General features: G+C 45.4%; 19 protein-coding genes. 16 read left to right on the top strand and 3 right to left on the bottom strand.

The window, feature by feature from the left end:
* Positions 1-914 precede the first annotated feature (914 nt).
* From AB4507_RS07225 to pgpA, 14 genes are all read left to right on the top strand, one after another.
* Entirely contained in the window at positions 915-2,204 is a 1,290-nt protein-coding gene (locus AB4507_RS07225; protein WP_017060789.1) for an NCS2 family permease, read from the top strand.
* 84 nt (positions 2,205-2,288) lie between these two features.
* Positions 2,289-2,753 (top strand): oxytetracycline resistance phosphoribosyltransferase domain-containing protein Tet(34), encoded by a 465-nt coding sequence (gene tet(34) / locus AB4507_RS07220; RefSeq protein WP_009847475.1) that lies wholly within the window; start codon positions 2,289-2,291, stop codon positions 2,751-2,753.
* 89 nt (positions 2,754-2,842) lie between these two features.
* Positions 2,843-4,096, top strand: a complete 1,254-nt coding sequence (gene frsA / locus AB4507_RS07215) for an esterase FrsA (protein ID WP_017060788.1) — start codon at positions 2,843-2,845, stop codon at positions 4,094-4,096.
* Between the two features lie 144 nt (positions 4,097-4,240).
* The gene (gene crl, locus AB4507_RS07210) at positions 4,241-4,630 is read left to right on the top strand and encodes a sigma factor-binding protein Crl (protein ID WP_017060787.1); all 390 of its coding nucleotides are present in this window, start codon (positions 4,241-4,243) and stop codon (positions 4,628-4,630) included.
* A gap of 76 nt (positions 4,631-4,706) precedes the next feature.
* Positions 4,707-5,891 carry a glutamate 5-kinase gene (gene proB, locus AB4507_RS07205; protein ID WP_012604650.1) on the top strand — a complete coding sequence of 395 codons (1,185 nt, stop codon included), beginning with the start codon at positions 4,707-4,709 and terminating at the stop codon, positions 5,889-5,891.
* A 66-nt stretch (positions 5,892-5,957) separates the two neighbouring features.
* Entirely contained in the window at positions 5,958-7,208 is a 1,251-nt protein-coding gene (locus tag AB4507_RS07200) for a glutamate-5-semialdehyde dehydrogenase (RefSeq protein ID WP_017060786.1), read from the top strand.
* 156 nt (positions 7,209-7,364) lie between these two features.
* Complete coding sequence (gene nrdR / locus AB4507_RS07195; protein WP_004734394.1) at positions 7,365-7,814, top strand: transcriptional regulator NrdR; 450 nt, start codon at positions 7,365-7,367, stop codon at positions 7,812-7,814.
* Between the two features lie 40 nt (positions 7,815-7,854).
* Positions 7,855-8,934, top strand: coding sequence for a bifunctional diaminohydroxyphosphoribosylaminopyrimidine deaminase/5-amino-6-(5-phosphoribosylamino)uracil reductase RibD (gene ribD, locus AB4507_RS07190; protein ID WP_137001902.1), 1,080 nt, complete (start codon positions 7,855-7,857; stop codon positions 8,932-8,934).
* A gap of 69 nt (positions 8,935-9,003) precedes the next feature.
* On the top strand, positions 9,004-9,660 hold the full coding sequence (locus AB4507_RS07185) for a riboflavin synthase (protein WP_372182447.1): 657 nt from the start codon (positions 9,004-9,006) through the stop codon (positions 9,658-9,660).
* A gap of 108 nt (positions 9,661-9,768) precedes the next feature.
* Entirely contained in the window at positions 9,769-10,878 is a 1,110-nt protein-coding gene (gene ribBA, locus AB4507_RS07180; protein ID WP_017060784.1) for a bifunctional 3,4-dihydroxy-2-butanone-4-phosphate synthase/GTP cyclohydrolase II, read from the top strand.
* A gap of 295 nt (positions 10,879-11,173) precedes the next feature.
* The gene (gene ribE, locus AB4507_RS07175) at positions 11,174-11,644 is read left to right on the top strand and encodes a 6,7-dimethyl-8-ribityllumazine synthase (protein WP_004741508.1); all 471 of its coding nucleotides are present in this window, start codon (positions 11,174-11,176) and stop codon (positions 11,642-11,644) included.
* Positions 11,644-12,111 carry a transcription antitermination factor NusB gene (gene nusB / locus AB4507_RS07170; RefSeq protein WP_004734399.1) on the top strand — a complete coding sequence of 156 codons (468 nt, stop codon included), beginning with the start codon at positions 11,644-11,646 and terminating at the stop codon, positions 12,109-12,111. The genes ribE and nusB overlap by 1 nt, the downstream gene beginning before the upstream one ends.
* Before the next feature lie 114 nt (positions 12,112-12,225).
* The gene (gene thiL / locus AB4507_RS07165; protein WP_136981672.1) at positions 12,226-13,200 is read left to right on the top strand and encodes a thiamine-phosphate kinase; all 975 of its coding nucleotides are present in this window, start codon (positions 12,226-12,228) and stop codon (positions 13,198-13,200) included.
* On the top strand, positions 13,200-13,706 hold the full coding sequence (gene pgpA, locus AB4507_RS07160; protein ID WP_017060782.1) for a phosphatidylglycerophosphatase A: 507 nt from the start codon (positions 13,200-13,202) through the stop codon (positions 13,704-13,706). The genes thiL and pgpA overlap by 1 nt, the downstream gene beginning before the upstream one ends.
* 119 nt (positions 13,707-13,825) lie before the next feature.
* Here pgpA and dxs read toward each other — a convergent pair whose 3' ends face one another.
* From dxs to xseB, 3 genes are read right to left on the bottom strand one after another with little or no spacing between them, the layout of a single operon-like run.
* Positions 13,826-15,709, bottom strand: a complete 1,884-nt coding sequence (gene dxs, locus AB4507_RS07155) for a 1-deoxy-D-xylulose-5-phosphate synthase (RefSeq protein WP_137001904.1) — start codon at positions 15,707-15,709, stop codon at positions 13,826-13,828.
* Between the two features lie 21 nt (positions 15,710-15,730).
* The gene (ispA, locus tag AB4507_RS07150; protein WP_372182446.1) at positions 15,731-16,615 is read right to left on the bottom strand and encodes a (2E,6E)-farnesyl diphosphate synthase; all 885 of its coding nucleotides are present in this window, start codon (positions 16,613-16,615) and stop codon (positions 15,731-15,733) included.
* Between the two features lie 20 nt (positions 16,616-16,635).
* Positions 16,636-16,878, bottom strand: coding sequence for an exodeoxyribonuclease VII small subunit (gene xseB / locus AB4507_RS07145; RefSeq protein ID WP_004734405.1), 243 nt, complete (start codon positions 16,876-16,878; stop codon positions 16,636-16,638).
* 297 nt (positions 16,879-17,175) lie between these two features.
* On the opposite strand from xseB, the gene pomA reads away from it, so the two are divergent.
* Both pomA and AB4507_RS07135 read left to right on the top strand, forming a co-directional pair.
* Complete coding sequence (pomA, locus tag AB4507_RS07140; RefSeq protein ID WP_017060778.1) at positions 17,176-17,940, top strand: flagellar motor protein PomA; 765 nt, start codon at positions 17,176-17,178, stop codon at positions 17,938-17,940.
* Between the two features lie 12 nt (positions 17,941-17,952).
* The gene (locus AB4507_RS07135) at positions 17,953-18,900 is read left to right on the top strand and encodes a flagellar motor protein MotB (protein WP_017060777.1); all 948 of its coding nucleotides are present in this window, start codon (positions 17,953-17,955) and stop codon (positions 18,898-18,900) included.
* Positions 18,901-18,991 lie beyond the last annotated feature (91 nt).

Genomic DNA, 18,991 nt, shown 5'->3' with positions numbered 1-18,991 from the left:
TCAAATTTTGAAAGCGATATTGTCCATCTGATCACAGCTAAGCGCCTTGATGCTTATAAATGGAGCAGGCAAACGTTTGTTTAATTCTATTTTGTAATTTTATTACAAAATAAGTTTGCAAAATAACCGTAAATGGCCAAAAATGTGACGTATAGCAAAAAATACTTGTAATCTTTTTTCTTTGGGGTATATTAATAACCAACTTCTGAGATGAAGAGTAAATGCTCAAAGGATGAGTCCGTTTTATCGCCTCCAAGGAACCGAGAAATCAAATTCGTTTTTTATTGATTTATTAAGGTGATAGTTATGAAAGGTTTACCATCTGCAATGTTCTGGATTAACAGCTCTGTTTACACTAGCAACTTTGCATACCCTACAAGCTTTGGTTACTAATACCGTAAGCATGTAACTCGAACAGTTTTGTTCACCCCTATATATTGGAATTCTTTTACAGCCCTTTTGGTTGACAGATTCTACCGCCACTCAGTTTTGAGTGGCGTTTTTTTTGCCTGCTACTTTTCCAAACCGCTTTCGCTTGTCACTTTCCTTGCTGTTCTGCGTGGTTGTTTTTTAAACGCCGAAATATCAATTTTCGCCTTATTACTGATCCTGTTGAAAAATACATAACTATTGTGAGTTTGAATTCAGAATTTACTGGCTAGATTATCAATGAAAATAACCGATGGTAGAAAAAACAACCAACTAGTTTTAGTGAGTCTATTGTTGTTAATTGTTTGTTTTTAATGGTTATTTATCGATGATATCTTCATTTTCAATCGCTTTGTTTCATACGGCATTCTGATAAATATCGATTAGAGCCTTAATTCTATCTGGAATTTGTTATTTGATAACTTTATAATCCACAGCCAATCGATTACGCAACCGTTTACTTTTTACCCTTATAGGATTCGATAATGTTCGAAAAGCTATTCAAACTCAGTGAAAATGGCACCAATGTGCGCACTGAAATCATCGCAGGTCTAACAACCTTCCTAACAATGGCTTACATCATTTTTGTAAACCCAATGATTCTAGCTGATGCTGGTATGGACCATGGCGCTGTATTTGTAGCAACCTGTTTAGCGGCTGCTATTGGCTGTTTCATCATGGGCTTTGTTGCTAACTACCCAATTGCTCAAGCTCCAGGCATGGGTTTGAACGCATTCTTTACCTACGCTGTTGTAATGGGTATGGGTTATACGTGGCAAGTTGCTCTGGCAGCGGTTTTCGTATCAGGCGTAATCTTCATCTTCTTAAGCATCTTTAAGATCCGTGAATGGATTATCAACTCGATCCCTATGTCTCTGCGTGTTGGTATCTCTGCAGGTATCGGTCTTTTCCTAGCGTTTATTGCGCTTAGCAATGCAGGCATCGTTGTTTCTAACCCAGCAACTAAAGTTTCACTGGGCGACATTACCGCGATTGCTCCTATCCTAGGCTCACTTGGTTTCTTCCTAACGATTGCTCTTGTTCACCGTGGCGTGAAAGGGGCAGTAATGATTGCGATTCTAGCTATCACAGCTCTTGGCATTGTTATTGGTGACGTTCAATACGGCGGCATCATGTCTACACCACCAAGCCTTGCTCCTACATTCATGCAGCTTGATTTCTCTGCTGTATTTGAAATCGGTATGATTTCAGTGGTATTCGCGTTCTTGTTCGTCGATTTGTTCGATACAGCGGGTACTCTGGTTGGTGTTGCAACGAAAGCAAACCTAATCAAAGAAGACGGCAAACTACCTCGCTTGAACAAAGCACTGCTTGCTGACTCTACAGCAACATCTATTGGTGCACTGCTAGGTACATCAAATACTACTTCTTATGTTGAGAGTGTTGCGGGTGTTGCTGAAGGCGGCCGTACCGGTCTAACGGCTGTTGTTGTTGGTATCTTATTCCTACTGGCTCTTTTCTTCTCGCCACTTGCAGGTATGATTCCGGCTTACGCAACATCAGGTGCACTTTTCTATGTAGCAATTCTGATGATGTCTGGCCTAGTTGGCATTGATTGGCGTGATCTTACGGAAGCAGCACCAGTCGTGGTAACATGTCTGCTTATGCCGCTGACGTACTCTATCGCTGAGGGTATCTCACTAGGTTTCATCGCTTACGCTGCAATTAAGCTGCTAAGTGGTAAAGGTCGCGACGTTTCACCTGCTGTGTGGGTAATGTCGGCTATCTTTATTCTTAAATACATTTTCGCTTAATCGTCTAGATTTCTGCTTAATCGCTGAAGAGGCTATGTTTGAAATAGCCTCTAATAACATGACAAAATTATTAGGTTTTATACTATGAGCAACAAATTCGTTATCACTTGGGACAACATGCAGACTTACTGCCGTCAACTTGCTGAAAAGCAAATGCCAGCAGAGCAGTGGAAAGGCATCTGGGCAGTAAGCCGTGGTGGTTTGGTTCCTGGTGCAATCTTGGCTCGTGAGCTAGGTATTCGTCACGTAGATACGATTTGTATTTCTAGCTACGACCACGATCACCAACGTGATATGACAGTAGTTAAAGCACCTGAAGGTGACGGCGAAGGCTTCCTAATCGTTGAAGACTTGGTTGATAGTGGTGACACTGCACGTAAGCTTCGCGAAATGTACCCTAAAGCGAAACTGATCGCTGTATGTGCAAAACCATCTGGCGCTGATTTGCTAGACGAGTACATTGTTGATATCGCTCAAGACACATGGATTGAGCAACCTTGGGATACTAGCCTAAGCTACGTAGAGCCAGTAAATCGCAAGTCAAAATAAGCGTAAACTTAGTTTTTTGAGAAATGACCCTTTATAGGGTCATTTTTTTTTATATTATTAGTGACAACCATTTCTTATTAAGTATCCCAATGTCTGAACCAGAAGAAACGAGCTCGAACCTTTCGGAAACTTTGTTTGTAAAGCACAAGCAAGCGAAAGAGACCTCAATGTTGACACAATACATGCCAAGCTCTGAAGCGCTATTGGATGAGAAACGTGAACAGCAAAACTCATCATGGTATCGAAACCTAAGACGTCTTCAGTGGGTATGGCAAGGCGTTAATCCAATAGAGCAGGAAGCGGTATTGGCTCGCATCGCGTCATCAGATAACTCTCGTACAACCGATGAGTGGCTTGATACGGTCATGGGTTACCGAAGTGGTAACTGGGCATACGAATGGACCAAGCTGGGTATGCAGCATCAAAATCGTTCTAATGAGAAGAATGGTGAAGAGATGGCTGAAGAGCTATTTTCCGCATCGTTGTGCTTCAGTATTGCGGGTTACCCACACCTCAAGAACGACAACTTGGCAGCTCAGGCTCAAGTGTTGGCCAACGCAGCGTATTCTGAAGCGATCAAGCACACTAAGTTGATCGTCAAGCAGATTGATATTCCGTACCAAAACAAGAAGATCAAAGCGAACTTGCATCTAACCAAGACAGATAAACCACAACCGGTTGTGATTGTCAGCGCGGGTCTAGATAGCTTGCAAACCGATATGTGGCGCCTGTTTAGGGATTATTTAGCACCTAAGAACATTGCTATGTTAACGGTAGACATGCCATCAATAGGGCACAGTGCACATTGGCCGTTAACAGAAGACTCATCTTGTCTTCACCAAGCAGTGCTGAATGAATTGCCTAACATCCCATGGGTCGATCACCACAAAGTCGGCTTGTTTGGTTTCCGCTTCGGTGGCAATGCGATGGTGAGATTATCTTTCCTCGAGCAACATAAGATTAAAGCGTGTATTTCTTTAGGCGCGCCAATTCACGATATCTTTGTTCATGCAGACAAACTTAAGCAGATGCCTAAAATGCATCTAGATGTGTTGGCTTCGCGCCTTGGTAAAGGGGCGGTCGATATCAATAGCCTTTCTGGGCAGTTGATGGCGTGGTCACTCAAGGTACAAGGTTTGCTGTCAAACAGTAAAACCAGTGTTCCTATCTTGGCATTGGCACTGGAAGGCGACCCGGTTTCACCGCCAATGGATAATCAACTGGTTGCTATTTACAGTGATTACGGAAAAGCGAAGAAAATCAAAGCTAAGTCAATTACACAAGGTTATGAGCAATCCCTCGAATTGGCGATAAAGTGGCTTGAGGATGAATTATTTAGATGACATTTCTCCTAAATTAGTTAAGCATGAAAAATGTACAAACTAAGTACCTGATACTCAGAGGTCATTTATAAAATCCAAATGCGTAGTTTCTACGTATAACAGTCTGAGTAACGTCATTCTTAACATTGAAAATGGAGATTCAATATGTCAGAAGTGACACAACAACCTACGCATTACCGCTTGTTGAATGTTTTAAAGGCGATCGGGCCTTACTTAAGGGAACCGCAATCAGAAGAAGGCCACTATATCTTTGATTGCTTGTCTGTATGTGTGAACGATAAAAAATCACCAGAAGAACGCGAGTTCTGGGGCTGGTGGCTGGAATTGGATAAGTCGGAAGAGGGATATTCGGCGAAGTACAATATCGGCAAGTACAACATCGATGGTAACTGGGATTCTTTGCCGTTACCTAAAAAGGCGGTCGCTGAGGTCTCTCGAACTCAAGAAGCCTTCCACAAGAAACTGGTTGATGAACTTCAAAGTAAGTTTGAAATCAGTATCCAATTAGACGAAGAGTCTGTCGAATTCGTCTAATTTTAAAGGTTACTCTTCTATATAAAGCAAAAAGGTGCGATTTCGCACCTTTTCTGCTTGTGAATTCCCCTTTTGATTGCTAAAACATCACCTCTTATTTGTTTTATCCATAAAAGACTTCATGACAACAAATCATCAAAGCGGGACAACAACACAGCGTAAAACTGTCGTTGTTAAACTGGGTACCAGTGTCTTAACTGGTGGAACATTGGCATTAGACCGCGCTCATATGGTTGAGCTGGTTCGTCAATGTGCTGAATTAAAAAAACAAGGCCACTCTGTGGTTATGGTTTCGTCTGGTGCAATTGCAGCAGGACGTGAGCACCTTGGTTACCCCGCACTTCCCAACTCAATGGCGAGCAAACAGTTGCTTGCGGCAGTTGGGCAAAGTCAGTTGATTCAAGTTTGGGAGTCTTTGTTTGCTATCTATGGCCTTAAGATTGGCCAGATGCTACTGACTCGTGCTGATCTCGATGATCGCGAGCGTTTTCTTAATGCACGTGACACGATCAACGCACTGGTTGAGCACGATATTATTCCGGTAGTAAACGAAAACGACGCAGTAGCAACCAACGAAATTAAAGTGGGCGACAATGATAACTTGTCGGCCTTAGTGGGTATTTTGTGCGGTGCTGATAAGCTTTTGCTACTAACAGACCAAAAAGGCCTGTTTACGGCTGACCCTCGTAAAGATCCAAATGCTGAGCTCATCAAAGAAGTGAAAACCATTGATGACACGCTGCGTAAGATCGCAGGTGGCAGCGGTACTACGTTGGGTACTGGCGGCATGGCGACAAAACTGCAGGCGGCTGACATTGCTCGTCGCGCAGGCATCGAAGTGATTATTGCTGCGGGCAGTGCTGAAAATGTGGTGTTTGATTCACTGAGTGATAACCCACAAGGCACACGTTTCTTGCCTTTAGCGGAAGCGCTTGAAAACCGTAAACGCTGGATTTTAGCGGGCCCTGCTTCAGCAGGTGACATCGTGGTTGACGACGGCGCAGTAAACGCAGTCAACACCAAAGGCAGCAGCTTGTTGGCGAAAGGGGTTGTTCGAGTTAAAGGCGAATTCTCTCGTGGTGAAGTTACCCAAGTCACAGACAGCAAAGGCAAAGTAATTGCGCGTGGTATCGCCAGTTATTCAAGCCAAGACCTAGCAAAAATTGCAGGCAAGCACAGTAAAGATATTGGCGACATCCTTGGATACGATTATGGGTCAGAAGTCATTCACCGTGACGACCTAGTTGTAATCCAAGAGTAGCTCGTGATGATAAGGTGAATCACCTTTTTGCATCCAAAGACAGACAGAATTTAGGGAGAGTTAAACGTGGATTTAACTAACATGGGTATCGCAGCAAAAGACGCTGCTTTCCACCTAGCGACCGCATCTACGGCGCAAAAGAATAAAGCATTGGCGATTATCGCTGATGAGCTAGAAGCAAACGCAACAACGATTTTAGAAGCGAACGCGAAAGACATCGAACTGGGTCGTGAAGCGGGTTTAACTGACGCACTGCTCGATCGTCTACTTCTTAACGAAGAGCGCTTAACCGGTATCGCTAACGATGTTCGTAACGTGATTAGCCTGAATGACCCAGTTGGCAGCGAAATTGACAGCAAAGTACTAGAAAACGGTATGTCACTGTCTCGCCGCCGCGTGCCACTTGGTGTGGTGGGTGTTATCTATGAAGCGCGTCCGAACGTAACCATCGATATTGCAGCTCTGTGTCTGAAGACAGGTAACGCAAGCATTCTACGTGGTGGTAAAGAGACGTTTTTCTCGAACATGGAACTGGTTAAGGTTATCCAGTCTGCATTAGAGAAAGCGGAGCTACCAGCCGCTTCTGTTCAGTACATCGAGAAGCCTGATCGTGAACTCGTTTCTCAACTGCTTAAACTGGACGACTACGTGGATATGATCATTCCTCGTGGCGGCGCTGGTCTGCACAAGATGTGTAAAGAGAACAGCACCATCCCAGTAATCATCGGCGGCTTTGGTATCAGCCATATCTTCGTTGATGAAAGCGCTGATCTTGAGAAATCTGTCGATGTGGTCGAAAACTCAAAAGTTCAACGTCCATCGGCGTGTAACTCGTTAGATACACTGCTAGTGCATGAAGCGGTTGCTGAAGCTTTCCTAACTAAGCTGAAACAGCGTTTAGCCGGCAAGGTAACCTTAGTTGCTGATACCAGTGCAAAATCGCTGCTAGCGGGTTTTGAAGACCAACGTGATGCGGTTGAAGGCGACTTTGACACTGAATGGCTAAGCTACACGCTAGGCGTGAAAGTGGTAGCGGATGTGGCAGAAGCGATTGACCACATGCGTGTACACAACGCGAGTCATTCAGATGCGATCATGACCAATAGCTTAGAGAGCTCAGAGCGTTTCATTAACTCTGTTGGTTCTGCAGCGGTTTATGTGAATGCATCAACACGTTTCACTGATGGAGCACAGTTTGGTTTAGGTGCTGAAGTTGCCGTGTCTACTCAGAAATTGCATGCTCGCGGCCCAATGGGCTTAGAAGAGCTGACAAGCTACAAATGGGTAGGTAAAGCGAACTATTTAGTCCGCGGTTAACGCTGGTCGTTAATTTTACTCCTCAGCTCATTTTTGAAATGGCGGTCGAGTAGCAATAATCAATGAATCACCACACAAAAGGGCCTTAATTGGCCCTTTTTCTTTCCTAACGTTTGGCAATTCCGTTACACTGATATTCAATTATTTGGAGGTGATATGCATTGTCCTTTTTGTTCAGAGAACGACACTAAAGTAATCGATTCAAGACTGGTAGCCGATGGCCATCAGGTTCGTCGTCGCCGTCAATGCCTTGCATGTAGTGAACGTTTTACTACGTTCGAATCGGCAGAACTTGTGATGCCTAAAGTCATAAAGTCGAATGGAAACCGCGAACCATTTAATGAAGATAAAATGGTGGGTGGTGTACAGCGCGCCCTAGAAAAACGCCCAGTGAGTGCTGACGCGATTGAACTTGCGATCAGTACGATTAAGTCACAACTCCGTGCAACTGGTGAGCGTGAAGTACCAAGCGAGATGATTGGTAATCTTGTGATGGGCCAATTGAAAGAATTGGATAAAGTGGCGTACATTCGTTTTGCCTCTGTTTACCGCAGCTTTGAAGACATCCGAGAGTTTGGCGAAGAAATCGCTAAATTAGAGGATTAACTCCTCAATCATGTCAAACTTTACTCCCCTAGATTTTCAAATGATGTCGCGTGCTATTCAGTTAGCAAAACGCGGCATTTACACTACTGCGCCAAACCCTAATGTGGGTTGTGTCATTGTACAAACCGACGGTCAGATCGTTGGTGAAGGTTTTCATGCCAAAGCTGGCGAACCTCATGCTGAAGTACATGCCATGCGAATGGCAGGCGACAAAGCAAAAGATGCGACGGCTTATGTCACGCTAGAGCCTTGTTCTCATTACGGTCGAACGCCGCCTTGTGCTGAAGGTTTGATTAAGGCTCAAGTAGCCAAAGTGATTTGTGCCATGCAGGACCCAAACCCAAAAGTCGCAGGTCGTGGTATCAAAATGCTACGCGATGCGGGTATTGAGGTTGAAATCGGTTTGCTAGAGCAAGACGCTCTCGACTTGAACCCTGCATTTATCAAGCGTATGCAAACTGGCATGCCATTCGTTCAGTTAAAGATGGCCGCTAGCCTTGATGGGCAAACGGCATTGGAAAATGGCCAAAGCCAGTGGATCACATCGCCAGAAGCACGTCGTGATGTTCAGAACTACCGAGCAAAATCAGGCGCTGTGTTGTCAACTAGCCAGACGGTGATTGAAGACAACGCGTCGTTGAATGTTCGTTGGGCAGAGTTGCCAAGCAGTATCAAAGGTCATTACGCTGAAGACGAGCTGCGTCAGCCGATTCGCGTGATTCTTGATCGTCAAAACCAACTGCGTCCTGAACTCAAGTTATTCCAGACTCCAACATCGGTGTTGAGAGTTGCCGAAGCATCTGCTGATATTGAAGTCGCAACCACAGATGCAGGTCAGCTCGATTTGCACGATCTGATGCGTCAATTACCTGCCAATCATATCGACCATATTTGGGTCGAAGCGGGCGCAACATTGGCAAAAAGCTTGATTGAAGAGCAGCTGGTGGATGAGCTAATCCTTTATTTAGCACCTAAACTTATGGGCAGTGACGGACGAGGTTTGATGGGTGCATTAGGGCTCACTTCAATGTCTGACGTTATTGACCTAGAAATTAAAGATGTTCGACAGGTTGGTGTGGATATTCGCATCGTTGCGAAACCCGTATTTCGAAACAGATAGTAACGAAACCACAGTGGAAATAGTTACTCCAACTACATACGTGTCGTTGACAACAAAAAGAGTTTTAAAATGTTTACAGGAATTGTAGAAGCCGTAGGTACATTGAGTGCAATCACTCCCCGCGGAGAAGACATCACCGTAACGGTTAATGTTGGTAAGCTTGATATGGCTGACGTTAAGTTAGGCGACAGTATCGCTACCAATGGTGTGTGTTTGACAGTTGTTGAATATAACGACCACAGCTACAGTGCAGATCTTTCGCTTGAGACCCTGAAAAAAACGGGTTTTGTCGATTACCAAGCGGGCGATAACGTTAACCTTGAGAAAGCAATGTTACCAACCACGCGTTTCGGTGGACATATAGTGTCTGGTCACGTTGATGGCGTGGGTGAGATTGTTGAACGTAACCAAGTTGGCCGTGCGATTGAATTCTGGGTAGAAATGCCAGCAGAAATCTCAAAATACGTGGCTCAAAAAGGCTCAGTAACAGTTGATGGCATTAGCCTGACTGTGAACGATTTACGTAAGAACGCATTCAAGCTGACTATCGTTCCTCATACTTCTTCAGAAACCACCATCGACCAATTCAATGTCGGTCGTAAAGTGAATCTAGAAGTTGATGTATTAGCACGTTACATGGAGCGTTTACTGCAAGGTCAGCAACAAGAATCTGAGCCTGAATCTCGATTAACGATGGAATTCTTACAGCAGAATGGTTTTGCTTAACCGTTGATACAAAGTGCGTTAAGCGAGACTTTGTAAAGCGAAGCAATATCATCAGGTTTAAATAGTGTCGGTTCTAGGAAGCAGAACCATTTCAAAGGATATAGAACAATGCCAATTAGTACTCCTCAAGAAATTATTGAAGACATTCGCCTAGGAAAAATGGTTATCCTGATGGATGATGAAGATCGCGAAAATGAAGGCGATCTGATCATGGCAGCAGAACATGTGACGCCAGAAGCGATTAACTTCATGGCGATGTACGGCCGTGGTTTAATTTGTCTGACGCTAACCAAAGAGCGTTCAAACCGCATGGGTCTAGCGCCTATGGTTCAAGATAACAACGCACAGTACACCACTAACTTTACTGTTTCGATTGAAGCGGCTGAAGGTGTAACGACGGGTATCTCTGCATCAGACCGTGCAGTGACGGTTCAAGCGGCAGTGGCGAAAGATGCGAAAGCGGCTGATCTTGTTCAACCTGGTCATATTTTCCCACTGACAGCGCAAGATGGCGGTGTTCTGACTCGCGCAGGACACACAGAAGCAGGTTGTGATTTAGCACGTCTTGCAGGCTGCGAGCCAGCATCGGTTATCGTTGAGATCCTAAACGACGACGGCACCATGGCTCGTCGTCCAGATCTTGAAGTGTTTGCTGAAAAACACGACATCAAGCTAGGCACAATTGCTGACTTGATCGAATACCGCAACAACACAGAAACAACGATTGAGCGCGTAGCCCAATGTCATTTACCAACTGAATTTGGTGATTTCGAGCTGGTGACTTACCGCGATACAATTGATAACCAGATCCACTACGCGATGCAAAAAGGTGACCTATCTGAAGGTGCTCCTTTGGTACGTGTTCATCTGCATGACACGTTCACCGATCTGCTTCATTCAGACCGTGGTACGGAGCGTAGCTGGTCGCTAGATAAAGCGATGAAGCGTATTGGCGACGAAGGCGGTGTGTTGGTTATTCTTGGCAACGAAGAGTCGTCTGATTCTTTGATTCACAAAGTGAAGACATTCGAAGCGCAAGACAAGAACGAGCAGCCAACTATGGCGAAGAAGCAGGGTACCTCGCGTCGTGTTGGTGTCGGTTCTCAGATTCTTCAAGATCTAGGTGTGCACGATATGCGTCTGCTTTCTTCAAGCACTAAGCGTTACCACGCATTGGGTGGTTTTGGCCTTAACGTTGTTGAGTACGTTTGCGAATAAACCATGCGTTAGCAAGCAGACGTTTCTCCGTTTGTAGCAACATAATTTACCGATGATTTCAGTGGCTCTTTTGGTGATAAATCTTGCCAAAAGAGCAAAGTAGCCAAGTCCGACTCAAAACGTGTTCAACACACAAACTTGGTTACTCGCTGTTCCTATATGCTTGGGATCAGCGCTGCATTATCATCTTTACATTGCCGGTGTCTGTTCTTCTAAATTACCATTAGATATTGCTCACAGTTTTGTGCTAGAATCCGGCGATTCTCACTTGATGAAAATAGTTAAAGGAAGGCTTATGAAAGTGATCGAGGGTGGCTTCCCAGCGCCAAATGCAAAAATTGCTATCGTTATTGCTCGTTTCAACAGTTTTATTAACGAAAGTTTACTTTCTGGTGCAATCGATACTTTAAAGCGTCATGGACAAGTAAGCGAAGACAACATCACTGTTGTTCGTTGCCCTGGTGCAGTAGAACTTCCACTTGTAGCGCAGCGCGTTGCAAAAACAGGTAAGTTCGATGCGATTGTATCTCTTGGTACAGTAATTCGTGGCGGTACACCTCACTTTGACTATGTTTGTAGTGAATGTAATAAAGGTTTGGCACAAGTGTCTCTGGAATATTCTCTTCCAGTAGCGTTTGGTGTTCTTACTGTTGATACGATCGATCAAGCTATTGAACGCGCAGGAACCAAGGCTGGTAATAAGGGTGCAGAAGCAGCACTTAGCGCACTTGAGATGATCAACGTTCTTTCTGAAATCGATTCCTAATGGGGGCCAGTGTGAAACCAGCCGCACGTCGTAACGCACGTCAATTTGCTCTACAAGCAATTTATTCTTGGCAAATTACTAAAGAAAATATTGCTACCGTTGAAGAACAGTTCTTATCTGGTGGTAAGTATGATGAAGAAGAGCATCATGCTGCAGAGCCTGCTCTTGCTATGCCAGAAACAGACGTTGCATACTTCCGCGACCTACTAACTGGTGTTGCTCTTAGCCACATGGAACTTGATAGCAAGCTTCGTCCATTCGTATCTCGCCCTATGCAAGATCTGGATCTGATGGAACTAGCGCTTCTACGTTTAGCTATGTACGAGATGACTCGTCGCGAAGATGTACCATACAAAGTGGTTATCAACGAAGCTATCGAGCTTGCAAAAGTATTTGCAGCAGAAGACAGCCATAAGTTTGTTAACGGTGTGCTTGATAAAGCTGCACCGCACGTTCGTAAGAAATAAGACGTTCGTATATTGAATCTAAAGGTCAGCTTTTATGCTGGCCTTTTTTGTAACTAAATTTCTGTAATATCCATAATTACGGCGATTTTTATGAGACTAAAGATAGGGCATGTGATGTCTGGTGAATTTAACCTGATTGAAAAATATTTTGTAAATCGACAACCACAACGTAAAGACGTTCTTCTGGCTGCTGGCGATGATTGTGCTTTGGTCAAAGCGCCGGGCAATGTTGAGATAGCGATCAGCACGGACACCTTAGTGGCTGGTACCCATTTCTTAGCTGAGGCGAATCCGGCTTGGGTGGCACACAAAGCGTTGGCTTCCAATATCAGTGACCTTGCTGCAATGGGCGCGACGCCTGCTTGGGTGTCTTTTGCTTTAACCATGCCTGAAATCGATGAAGCATGGCTTGCTCCCTTCTGTGACTCCTTTTTTAAACTCGCAGACTACTTTGGTATTCAGTTAATTGGTGGCGACACAACCAAAGGTCCACTAAGCCTGACACTGACGGTACAGGGCTTTGTTCCTGAAGGACGAGCGCTGCGCAGAGATGGCGCGAAAGTGGGCGACTGGATTTACGTAACAGGTAATCTAGGTGACAGCAAAGCTGGCTTAGAAGTGTTACTTAACCCTGAGCAGAACAGAGCGAAGCCCTATGCTGCTGAGCTTGAAGAGAGACATTATGTGAGCGCCCCACGAGTGTTAGCGGGTCAGGCTCTAGTGAACCTTGCTTCATCTGCGATTGATATCTCTGATGGCGTTATTGCTGATTTAAAACATATCCTTAAGCGTTCTCAAGTTGGCGCGAGTATTGATGTAAGCACGCTGCCTATCTCTCCAGAGTTACGTCAGTTCGCTCCTGATATCACTTCAGCTCAGCAGTATGCGCTAACGAGTGGTGAAGAGTACGAACTGTGCTTTACTGTACCAGAAGAGAATAAAGGGTCGCTGGAAAGTGCTTTGTCACACACTGGTACAAAAGTCACCTGCATTGGCCAGATAAGACCTGTAGAATATTTTGAATTACACAATAATGGTGAACCACTAAACTGGAACTTAACTGGTTACGATCACTTTAAGGTTAATTGATGACAAACCCACTTTCTCTTATTTCTCTTAAAAATCCTTGGCATTTCTTAGCAACGGGTTTTGGCAGTGGCTTATCGCCTATTATTCCCGGCACAATGGGCACGCTTGCGTCAATTCCGTTGTACCTATTGTTGGTTCAGCTACCGTTTCCTGCTTACGTTGCCGTGGTGGTGGTAAGCTGCATTATTGGTATTAAGATCTGCCAAGTAACGTCTGATGATATGGGCGTGCATGACCACGGTTCTATCGTTTGGGATGAGTTTGCGGGCTTTTGGATCACCATGAGCTTAGTGCCTATGCTGAATATCCCTGCCGATGACTGGAAATGGCTTCTGACTGGTTTTGTGCTTTTCCGCTTCTTTGACATGGTAAAACCTTGGCCGATTGGTTGGCTAGATGCGCGAATTCACGGCGGCTTGGGTATCATGATTGACGATATTGTAGCGGGTATTATGGCGGCTATTTCGTTGTATGCCGTGGCACATTTCGCAGGTTGGTTAGTGTGAGTTAACTGAAGGGCTAAGGTTTAGTTGGCGATACACCAAACTAATTAGCAGATACTAAAAAGGTTGACCCTAGGGCCAACCTTTTTTGTTTGCGGAGCTTACGAGCTTACGCATTAAAGCTACTTGGCAAGATAGTCAGTGATAGACTTCTCAATCCCTTTCGCATCTAAGCCAAGCTCTTCATGCAGCTCACCTTGAGTACCTTGAGCAATAAACTTGTCTGGTAGGCCAAGGTTCAATACTGGCATCAGTAGTTTTTCTTGCATCAAGAATTCAATCACACCCGCACCCGCACCACCTGCAATCGCGTTTTCTTCGATAGTCACTAGTACATCGTGGTCAGCAGCAAGTTGTTTGATCAGAGCTTCGTCGAGGGGCTTAACAAAGCGCATATCTGCCACTGTAGCATCGATAGCATCAGCCGTTTGAAGTGCACTCTCAAGGAAAGTACCGAAGCTTAGGATAGCGACCTTCGAGCCATCTTTTGCTTTTTCGCTTTCGCGAACGATACGACCTTTACCAATCTCAAGAGCGGTAAACTCACTTTGAATCTCAGTACCCATGCCATTACCGCGAGGGTAACGAACGGCACTTGGACCCGTGTGCTGGTGACCGGTGTAAAGCATTTGGCGACATTCGTTCTCGTCGCTTGGTGCCATGATCACCATGTTTGGAATACAGCGCATGAAACTTAAGTCGAACGCACCTTGGTGTGTTTGACCATCGGCACCGACGAGACCTGCACGGTCAATAGCGAACATAACCGGTAGATCCATGATTGCCACATCGTGGATCAGTTGATCGTAACCACGTTGTAGGAAAGTCGAGTAGATAGCCACAATTGGCTTATCACCCGCAATCGCCATACCCGTTGCTAGGGTCACAGCATGCTGCTCAGCAATTGCTACGTCGAAGTATTGTTCTGGGTACTCTTTCGAGAAACGCACCATGCCAGAACCTTCACGCATTGCAGGCGTGATTGCCATTAGCTTAGGATCTTGCGCAGCCATATCACACAGGAAGTCGCCAAAAATCTTAGAGAAAGTTGGCTTAGAGCTGGTGCTCTTAGGTAGGCTTGAGTGTGCGGGATCGAACTTTGGTACACCGTGGTAGCCAATTGGATCTTTCTCAGCTGGCTCGTAGCCTTTGCCTTTCTTAGTCATGATATGCAGGAACTGAGGGCCTTTAAGGTCTCTCATGTTCTTAAGCGTTTTAATCAGCTCATTTACATCGTGGCCATCAATTGGGCCAATGTAGTTAAAGCCTAACTCTTCGAACATGGTGCCAGGTACAACCATGCCTTTTAGGTGTTCTTCTGTACGACGAACCAACTCTTTAATCGGCGGAACGCCTGATAGCACTTTCTTGCCGCCCTCACGAATTGACGTGTAAAGACTGCCAGAAAGAACTTGAGCTAGGTGGTTATTTAGCGCACCTACGTTTTCAGAGATCGACATCTCGTTATCGTTCAGGATAACCAGCATATCATTGTGAATATCGCCTGCGTGGTTCATTGCTTCAAATGCCATACCAGCAGTAATCGCGCCATCACCAATCACACTCACGACTTTACGGTTCTTACCTTCTTTCTTTGCACTGATAGCCATACCAAGTGCAGCACTGATCGAAGTTGAAGAGTGACCAACAGAAAGTGTGTCGTATTCGCTCTCTTGACGCCATGGGAATGGGTGCAGTCCATCTTTTTGACGGATAGTCGATAAACGGTCGCGACGACCAGTAAGAATTTTATGCGGGTATGCTTGGTGGCCAACATCCCAAACCAACTGGTCAAAAGGCGTGTTGTACACATAGTGCAGAGCAACGGTTAGCTCTACTGTACCTAAGCCTGACGCTAAGTGACCACTTGACTGGCTCACCGAGTTAAGAAGATAGGTACGTAATTCATCACAAAGCTGTGTAAGCGTCTCTTTTGGAAGTAGACGCAAATCCTCTGGCTTATCAGCCAAAGCAAGAGTTGGGTACTTTGATATATCAAGAGTCATAGGTAATGCGCGCTTATTGTCTTAGTTCTTGCGCTCGATGACGTATCGGGCGAACTCTTCGAGTGACTGGGTATTGTATGGGATTGCAGCCAAAGCTTGAAGCGCTTCCTGTAGCAGAGTTTGCGCTTTTTCTTGAGCGCCCTCTAAACCTAGCAAAGAAGGGTAGGTGCTTTTGTTCAATTCTTGGTCAGAACCCTGTGGCTTACCCAAAGTTTCAGTATCGCCAGTGATATCTAAAATATCATCTTGAACCTGGAATGCTAATCCAATGGCGTCGGCGTACTTGTCTAATTGAGGCATCACTTCAAACGCTTTTTCACCAGCAGCGAGAGCACCTAAACGAATCGCACATTTCATTAGCGCGCCCGTTTTATTGCGGTGAACTTCTTCTAACTCTTCTAGCGTGACAGAGCGGTTTTCAGCTTCAATATCAAGTGCTTGTCCAATGCACATACCTTGTGCACCAGAGGCTTCGGCTAGGCGTTGAATCATTCGAACGCGATTGCTTTCACCGTCAGCACTTAATGTACCTTCCGCAAGTATAGTAAACGCGAGAGTTTGTAGTGCATCGCCAGTTAAAATTGCCGTTGCTTCATCGTATTTGATGTGACAAGTCTGATGGCCACGACGCAGTTCGTCGTCGTCCATTGCTGGCAGGTCGTCGTGAATCAGAGAGTAGGCATGAATACATTCGACTGCAGAAGCTGGAGTGTCGAGTTCTTCAGCGGTGCAACCGAGCATCTCCCCTGTAATATAGACAAGAAATGGACGCGCGCGCTTGCCGCCTAAAAGTAACCCATAACGCATTGCGTTGATCAGGTTCTGATTTTGGTGTGGCAGGCGATCAAGCCAAAGGTTCAGTTGCTCGTTATTACGTGCCTGATAAGACAATAAAGTCTCGATCATAGGGGATCTCATACAATTCGTTATTCTGGTTGTGGGTTAAAGTCACTAAGTTCTGCGTTTTCATCATTTTGCAGTAGGATGCTAACACGCTGTTCAGCATCGTTTAGTTTGCTTTGACCGGCACGAGCGAGGGAGATACCTCGTTCAAATTTTTTCAGCGCATCATCTAAAGCTAGATCACCGTTTTCTAGTTGATCAACCAAGCCGTCGAGCTCTTCGATTGCCGCTTCAAAGCTCATATTTTCAGGTTTCTTAGTAGCCATAATAAATCTGCGTTTGGAAAGATGAACGAACGTTACCTTAGGGCGTTGAGATGGTCAAATGTAACCAATAAATTTTGCTAGAAAGTTCGTTTTTAAGAGGCTTGAAGCCACTTTCATCTAATAACCTCACCTTTATCGAGTTTATGACTGCTCGAGAACGGGGAAGCGGGTAATAGTTGTGATACAAAAAGCAAAAGTGTGATACTTAGGCCAAGAATTTACTAAAAGATCTTATAGTCTTGCCGATAAAAAGATTATCGTCGACATAGAGCTACAAAAAAGCATGAGGAGTGCTCAGTGGATTTAGCAACCCTAATAGGTTTGATTGGTGGATTTGCCTTTGTAATTATGGCAATGATCCTAGGCGGAAGCCTCGGGATGTTCTATGACACGACATCCATTTTGATCGTAGTTGGGGGCTCAACCTTTGTTGTTCTAATGAAGTTCACCATGGGACAGTTCTTCGGCGCGACTAAAATCGCAGGCAAAGCTTTTATGTTTAAAGCGGATGAGCCTGAAGATCTTATTGCGAAAGTTGTAGAGATGGCTGATGCGGCTCGTAAAGGTGGTTTTTTAGCACTGGAAGAGATGGAAATTAACAACAGTTTCATGCAAAAGGGCATCGATCTTTTGGTGGATGGCCATGATGGAGATGTAGTTCGTGCTGCACTGCAAAAAGACATCGCATTAACCACAGAGCGTCATGAGCAGGGCGCGAAGGTGTTCTCTGCATTTGGTGATGTAGCACCCGCGATGGGTATGATTGGTACCTTGGTTGGCTTGGTTGCCATGCTTTCTAACATGGATGATCCAAAAGCGATCGGCCCTGCGATGGCGGTGGCACTTTTAACCACCCTATATGGTGCGATTCTTTCGAACATGGTGTTCTTCCCAATTGCCGACAAGCTTGCGCTGCGTCGTGACCAAGAGACACTCAACCGTCGTTTGGTGATGGATGGCGTACTCGCGATTCAAGATGGTCAGAACCCACGAGTAATCGATGGTTACCTGAAGAGCTACCTAAACGAAGGTAAGCGTACGATTGATGGTGAACCTGCGTAAGAGGAGTTGAAGATGGATGAAGAAAATCCATGTAAATGTCCTCCTCCGGGATTGCCTCAATGGATGGGGACATTTGCTGACTTGATGTCACTGCTGATGTGTTTCTTCGTACTGCTGCTCTCATTCTCTGAGATGGACGTACTGAAGTTCAAACAGATCGCTGGCTCGATGAAATTTGCGTTTGGTGTACAAAACCGCTTGGAAGTGAAAGACATTCCTAAAGGCACCAGCATCATTGCACAAGAGTTTCGACCTGGTCGTCCAGAGCCGACACCGATTGATGTGATCATGCAGCAAACGATAGATATCACTCAGCAGACGCTGGAATTTCATGAAGGTGAATCTGAGCGCGCTGGCGGTACCATGCGTGACCAAGGCAAGATGACCGGAGGCAAGTCGCCAGAGGTATCGACTCACGACAATCAAAACTCTGAGTCAGACCAACAGCAACAGCAAGCCGAAGCTCAATCTCAAGAGATGGAAACCTTGATGGAAAGCATCAAGAAGGCGTTGGAACGAGAGATCGACCAAGGCGCGATTGAGGTGGAAAACCTTGGCCAGCAGATTGTGATTCGAATTCGTGAGAAGGGTGCATTCCCATCGGGTTCTGCTTTCCTACAGCCTAAGTTCCGACCTTTGGTGAGACAGGTTGCTGAGTTGGTGAAAGATGTTCCGGGTATCGTTCGAATCTCAGGGCACACCGATAATCAACGTCTTGATTCCGAGCTTTATCGCTCTAATTGGGACTTGTCATCACAGCGAGCAGTGTCTGTTGCTCAAGAGATGGAAAAGGTGCGTGGTTTCTCTCATCAACGCTTGAGAGTACGCGGCATGGCGGATACCGAGCCAGTCGAGCCGAACGATACTGAATGGCAACGTAGCCTCAACCGCCGCGTTGAAATCAGCATCATGCAGGGCGAGCCGCTTTACAGTGACGAAGTGCCTGTTATTAATGAATAGCCGATACGTGTACACACGGTAGCATGCAGATAGCATCGAAAGCCCAACCTTATAATGAGGTTGGGCTTTTTGTTGGTTCATCGCGGCTTTC

This window comes from Vibrio sp. 10N.222.54.A3 (assembly GCF_041474095.1).
In the GTDB taxonomy this organism is placed as follows: Bacteria; Pseudomonadota; Gammaproteobacteria; order Enterobacterales; family Vibrionaceae; genus Vibrio; species Vibrio crassostreae_C.
The sequence above is the reverse complement of the archived record's forward strand: the minus strand, read 5'-3'. Positions and strand labels throughout refer to the sequence as shown.